Below are 5,780 nucleotides of genomic sequence, written 5' to 3'. Positions count from 1 at the left end.
TATTAAACAAAATACGTAACTTTAATCCCGTAACAACAGTTATACAAATACGTTGTGTGCCATTTGAGAAAATGAAGACCGAACAAACAAAACATATAAAATTTGAAAATAAGCAGAACAAAAAAGCACAATTTGATATCGTTAAACTGGAAAATCTTTATCAACGAACCGATTTAGACCATTCCATAGAAAAACAACATAAAGTTGATTTTTATGTTCTTCTATTTATCGAAAAAGGTAACCGATATCACACAATAGATTTTACGGATTACAAATGTTCAAAAGGCACAATACTTACCATACGAAAAGACCAAATCCAAAAATTTACTAGAAGTACTACCTTAAAAGGGTTGCTATTAATATTTACCAATGAATTTTTAGTTAGCTATCTGGAAAAAATAGAAGCGCAAAAGACTATGCTTCTATTCAATGAATTGCTAAATGTTCCAAAATTACAGTTAGATGAAATAAACTTCAACACTATTTTTGATGTCATTAAACGCATAGAAAATGAATATTTCAGCATAAATGATGAATATTCTTTAAGTGTTATTAGAAACGAGCTTCATATATTGACTACGCATCTTTTAAGAATTAAAGCAAAAGACAAGCACGTTGTTCTAGAAAAAAAATATCTAAATGAATTTATTGACTTTCAATATTTAGCAGAAAAAAATGTAAGAAACACCACGAAAGTCAAAGATTATTCAGTTCAATTGGGTGTTAGTACTAAAACCTTAAACACAATAACAAAAAGCATTATCAATAAAACTGCGAAAGAATTTATTGATGAAATTTCTACCAAACAAATCAAACGACTACTACTGAACACCAACTTATCTATTAAAGAAATTGCTTACAACTCTGGTTTCGAAGAAACAACAAACTTCTACAAATATTTTAAAAGACATACTGGAACAACACCTGAGCAATTTCGAACAGGAATATAACTTTTCTCATTTTTACAGTCTTTAACCTCTTTTTTATAGTTAGACAATTTAACTGTAAAGGTACTTTTGTATCAACATTAAATTGAAACTATGAATACACTACAAACAGATAGAGTAAACAATACATTGGACGTCTTGCACAATGACGCAAAAAATGACTTTATGAGAATGAGTAAAGGGATGATAAAATCTGTGTTTCGTCCAATGCAGCCCGACGATTTTAAAGATGCATACCTTCCCATTTCTAGAGAACAAGGCAAAGAAATACGTAAAATAATCGTAGAAAACAACTTAAAAAATGTTGTAGAATTTGGTACATCATTTGGAATTTCAACAATTTATTTAGCAGATGCTGTTCGCATAACTGGTGGAAAAGTAATCACTACTGAACTATTGGAAAGCAAAGCAATAAAAGCTAAAAAGAATATTGATGATGCAGGCTTAAGCGATTACGTTGAAATACGAACTGGCGATGCTATGGAAACACTTAAAATATTTTCGAAACCAATCGATTTTTTATTTCTCGATGGCTGGAAAGATTTATATCTACCTCTTTTTCAACAATTAGAACCACAATTCCGTAAAGGCACTTTAATCTACGCAGATAATATGGATATGTCTGGCACGCAAAATTATGCGAGCTATGTACAAAATAAAAAGAATGAATATAACACAAAATCTATTTACAACGGGAAAGCCTTTTTGAGCAAATTTTTATAACCATTAAATCCAACAAAAATGAAAATCACAAAAATCATCGTACTGCTTACTCTAGTTACCAGTTTAGTAAGCTGCGGAAACAAAAAAGAAAAAATGAAAAACACAATAGTAGAAGTAACGACTTTTTCACTTAAAACAACAGCAATTAGTCAAACATTTAATAAGCTAGACTCAAAAGTAGAAGATAATTTTACAAGCAAACAACCAGGTTTTATCAAACGCGAAAGTGGTGTTGATGAAAATGGCGTTTATACGATAATAGTATATTGGAAAACTATGTCTGATGCAGAAGCATCTATGAATAAATTTATGGGAGATACTTCAGTCGCAGATTATGCAAGTATGATTGAAGGTTCTTCTATGAAAATGAATAGATATACAATTAATTCAGATTTAAAGTCAGAAAACAGTCAATTCATAGAAATGATGTCTTTTAGTTTAAAAGATAATATCGACAAAACAGCATTCAATGCAATAAACGACAAAGTAGCTGATAAAACTGCGACTCAAAAAGGATTTGTACAACGTATAACAGGCGTTGATGAATCAGGTAGGCAAGTTGTATTAATCTATTGGGATACACAGGAAAACTCAAATGCTTATTTACAACCATTTATGAATAATTCCACTTCAAAAGAATTTATGGGAATGATGAACCAATCTTCAATGGTTATGACACGTTCTCAAGTACTCACATATTTAAAAGAAACAAAAATGACAAACAAAGACAAAGTAGTAGCTCTATTAAATAGTTTTAATAATGGAGACAAAACACCAATTTCTTACATTAATCCAGAAAAATACATTCAGCACAATCTCATGGTTGGTGATGGTTTGGCTGGTTTTGGCGAAGTTATGCAATAGCACCAGAAGGAGGCTTCAAGGCAAATGTAATTAGAGCTTTTCAAGATGGAGATTATGTATTTACACATACCGAATATGATTTTTTCGGTCCAAAAGCTGGATTTGATGTTTTCCGTTTTGAAGACGGACTTATTGTAGAACATTGGGATAATTTATTGGAGGTTCAAAAACCAAATCCAAGTGGCAGAACGCAATTTGATGGTACGACTGAACTGGAAGATTTAGATAAAACCGAAGCTAATAAAAAAGTAGTTACTGACTTCATTGAAAAAGTTTTGCTAGGTCACGAAATGGACAAATTGACTGCATATATCAATCCAACTAACTATGTACAACACAATCCTGCTGTTGCAGACGGATTAGACGGTTTTGGTGCAGCAATGAAATATTTTGCTGAAAATGGATTGGTAATGGAATACACAAAACTGCACAAAGTATTGGGCGAAGGAAACTTTGTCCTTACAATGAGTGAAGGGAAGTTTGGTAAAGGTGAGCATACGGCATTTTACGATTTGTTTAGATTAGAGAATGGACAAATTGTTGAACATTGGGATGTAATTTCGCCAATTCCACCAAAATCAGAATGGAAAAATAGCAACGGAAAATTTTAATCCGTTAAGATAAAAACGGCACACAACAACGTGTATAAGCAATAGCGGTTTGAGTGAAAACTCGAACCGTTTTGTCGTATAAATAAAGTATATTGCTGTCTGAAAAGTAGTGCATAAAAATCCGCTACTGCTCATACACAAAACCGTTGGCAATAATAGTAAACAATGAATTGGAAATGGAAAAAGGAAAGTATTCTAAATAACTATGATGAGAATACTGATTGTAAAGAGATTTTTAAAGCAACTTGCGACGAAATTGGTGAATATTTTTCAAAAAAAGGATGGAAATATTCTAAATCAAAACCAAAAATCACTTTTAAAAATAAATCAATAAAATTTGAAATTTCTTTTTGGTCAAGTAGATCAAATACCCCAGGAGAATATGTGAATTTGGAAATTATCCCAACTTTCGTTTCATTAGATTTAATAAAAAAATTAAAAAACGATATGATTTCTTCTAAAGGGTTCTTGGGATTTCCAAACTTTTACAGACTATCTGAAAAAGTACCAAAAGGTAGAGAACAAGTTATTAAAGTTTTCGGAGAATCAATAAACAGAGACTCAAGATACAATGAGAATAAAGGGATAATAATTTACAGTAATAATATAAATATTTATAATATTTCAGAAATCGAATTCCTAAAAATAATTGATTTTATTGAAACTCAAATCACTTCTTGGATTGAGTGGTCTGAGGACTAAAAAAAAATGGTTAATTTTTATAACTACTCTCTTTCCTACCACAAAAAGCAGATGATTGAGCAGAATTTTCGGGACTATATGACTATGAAGTTTCCAGATAAAGAGATTGAAATTTTGAAAAATATAAAATAATTACAATTGCCAACACAGTGTATAATTAATTGCAGCTGAATTTCCTCAGCGGAAATTCAATCTTATTAATTATCTTTCCGCAACAACGGAAAATGACTCGCGTCCTTTCCCGCAAAAAATCATACACAAATACGTTAGGCAACATTAGAGAAATGACAAAAATCGAATTTCTTTTTCATTTACAAGGAGCAAGTTTTCAAGCTTTGAAATTTGCGGAAAATTATGTAAAAACGGAATTGAAAACCAATTTCAAATATAATGTGATATTCGCAGAATCCACTAATGACACAAATTATGAAGAGTTTGACATCTATGAAGAAGATTGCGGAAAAATGAAACTTGATTTAACTGATTCCGAGGTTGTAGATTTACTATATAGAAAAGGAAAAATTCCAATCTGGATTGATATTAATGTTCTAAAATCAAGCCGTAAAAGCACGACATTTAATTTGCTTTGTGCTGGAAGATATTCGAACGACAAAGAAAAATTTTATTATAACCATAATGGTTCTGGACCTTTTGGAGTTAAAAGTCCAAAATTACCTAGACGATATAAAGAAGGAACAAAGTTTAAATTATAATTATATTGGATTATTTAGATATTAAGATACTTAATCGACTTTTCAAAGAACTATGGCTTCAATCAAACGATGGTAAAGAAACAATTGAAAATATGTGGTTCTCAATATCTGAGGTTTCAAAATCAACTGGAAAGTCAAGAAATGATGTTAAAAAACATCTTGAATTTTTGATTGAGATTAATATCCTAAAAACAGTATCAAAAAACCCGATGCGATACTCTTTTACTGAAAGTGGAAAAGAAATCAAAACTGAATCTGATATAGAAAAAATAAACATTGCCTAACAAGGTGTATAATTAATTGCGGCTGTCCCGAGGCTTCGGGACCTCACCAGAAATTCAACCTTATTAATTATCTTTCCGCAACGTCGGAAAAGAACTCGCGTCCTTTCCCGCAAAAAATCATACACAAATACGTTGTGTGCAAGCTGAAAAATGAACTACGCAAAAAACAAAATAGAACTTGAAGAAAATGGATTTTCCGTTTTAGCTGACTTGTATTCGGACAAAGAAATAAGTGGAATATTAGCTTGTATCGAAAATGCTGGACAGGATGGAAATTCTTTTATGAAAACAAAGGATTTATTTGCTATTAGACAATTAATCAATAATGTGCCTGAATTGAGTGACTTGCTGTTTAACGAAAAGCTGATTGAATTAATTTCTGACCTTTCCGAATCTGAATATTTTCTGACCAAAGCAATCTATTTTGACAAACCAAGCGAATCGAATTGGTTCGTTGCTTATCATCAAGATTTGAGTATTTCGGTTGACCAAAAAATGGAATTGGGAAATTACTCTAATTGGACTTTTAAAAGAGGGCAATACGGAGTTCAACCACCAATTGAGATTTTAGAAGACACAATAACAATCCGAATTCATTTGGACAAAACGGACAAAAATAATGGAGCTTTAAAGGTAATTCCAAAGTCTCACTTAAACGGAATAGTTCGAGTTGACTCAAAAGATTGGAATTTAGAAGACGAATTTGTCTGTGAAGTAGAAAAAGGTGGAGCAATGTTAATGAAACCTCTGACTTTACACGCTTCGAATAGAACAACAAGCGGAAAGAAAAGAAGAGTAATTCATTTAGAATTTAATAAACGTAATCTGCCTGAACCGCTGTCTTGGCTGGAACGTTATGAAATAAAAAAGCCAGCACACAACAATGTATAACCGCAATTACGGCGGATTCGACTACGTCCGAATCCACTCGGTAAT

The 5,780-nt window shown here is 31.6% G+C and carries 8 protein-coding genes; all 8 read left to right on the top strand.

Translation table 11 applies throughout. The annotated features are described in order from the left end of the window. Nucleotides 1-950, top strand: a 950-nt coding sequence (locus ACOSP6_RS00300) for an AraC family transcriptional regulator (protein ID WP_422095668.1), incomplete at its 5' end; no start/stop codon positions are given. Between the two features lie 90 nt (nucleotides 951-1,040). After that, complete coding sequence (locus tag ACOSP6_RS00295) at nucleotides 1,041-1,670, top strand: O-methyltransferase (RefSeq protein ID WP_422092338.1); 630 nt, start codon at nucleotides 1,041-1,043, stop codon at nucleotides 1,668-1,670. 93 nt (nucleotides 1,671-1,763) lie between these two features. Further along, complete coding sequence (locus ACOSP6_RS00290) at nucleotides 1,764-2,534, top strand: hypothetical protein (protein ID WP_422092339.1); 771 nt, start codon at nucleotides 1,764-1,766, stop codon at nucleotides 2,532-2,534. A 155-nt stretch (nucleotides 2,535-2,689) separates the two neighbouring features. After that, nucleotides 2,690-3,145 carry a nuclear transport factor 2 family protein gene (locus ACOSP6_RS00285; protein ID WP_422092340.1) on the top strand — a complete coding sequence of 152 codons (456 nt, stop codon included), beginning with the start codon at nucleotides 2,690-2,692 and terminating at the stop codon, nucleotides 3,143-3,145. Between the two features lie 165 nt (nucleotides 3,146-3,310). Beyond that, the gene (locus tag ACOSP6_RS00280) at nucleotides 3,311-3,847 is read left to right on the top strand and encodes a hypothetical protein (RefSeq protein WP_422092341.1); all 537 of its coding nucleotides are present in this window, start codon (nucleotides 3,311-3,313) and stop codon (nucleotides 3,845-3,847) included. A gap of 284 nt (nucleotides 3,848-4,131) precedes the next feature. Beyond that, nucleotides 4,132-4,560 (top strand): hypothetical protein, encoded by a 429-nt coding sequence (locus tag ACOSP6_RS00275; protein ID WP_422092342.1) that lies wholly within the window; start codon nucleotides 4,132-4,134, stop codon nucleotides 4,558-4,560. Between the two features lie 5 nt (nucleotides 4,561-4,565). Then, the gene (locus ACOSP6_RS00270; protein WP_422092343.1) at nucleotides 4,566-4,844 is read left to right on the top strand and encodes a hypothetical protein; all 279 of its coding nucleotides are present in this window, start codon (nucleotides 4,566-4,568) and stop codon (nucleotides 4,842-4,844) included. 150 nt (nucleotides 4,845-4,994) lie between these two features. Continuing rightward, a complete protein-coding gene (locus ACOSP6_RS00265; RefSeq protein ID WP_422092344.1) occupies nucleotides 4,995-5,735 on the top strand; it encodes a phytanoyl-CoA dioxygenase family protein in 741 nt (246 codons plus the stop codon). The last annotated feature ends 45 nt before the right edge of the window (nucleotides 5,736-5,780 follow it).

This window comes from Tenacibaculum sp. MEBiC06402 (assembly GCF_049239625.1).
In the GTDB taxonomy this organism is placed as follows: Bacteria; Bacteroidota; Bacteroidia; order Flavobacteriales; family Flavobacteriaceae; genus Polaribacter.
The sequence above is the reverse complement of the archived record's forward strand: the minus strand, read 5'-3'. Positions and strand labels throughout refer to the sequence as shown.

Bases quoted from the DNA above. Each gene is read 5' to 3' on its own strand.
- ACOSP6_RS00295 (WP_422092338.1), top strand. From the start codon at position 1,041: ATGAATACACTACAAACAGATAGAGTAAACAATACATTGGACGTCTTG.
- ACOSP6_RS00290 (WP_422092339.1), top strand. From the start codon at position 1,764: ATGAAAAACACAATAGTAGAAGTAACGACTTTTTCACTTAAAACAACA.
- ACOSP6_RS00280 (WP_422092341.1), top strand. From the start codon at position 3,311: ATGAATTGGAAATGGAAAAAGGAAAGTATTCTAAATAACTATGATGAG.
- ACOSP6_RS00275 (WP_422092342.1), top strand. From the start codon at position 4,132: ATGACAAAAATCGAATTTCTTTTTCATTTACAAGGAGCAAGTTTTCAA.
- ACOSP6_RS00265 (WP_422092344.1), top strand. From the start codon at position 4,995: ATGAACTACGCAAAAAACAAAATAGAACTTGAAGAAAATGGATTTTCC.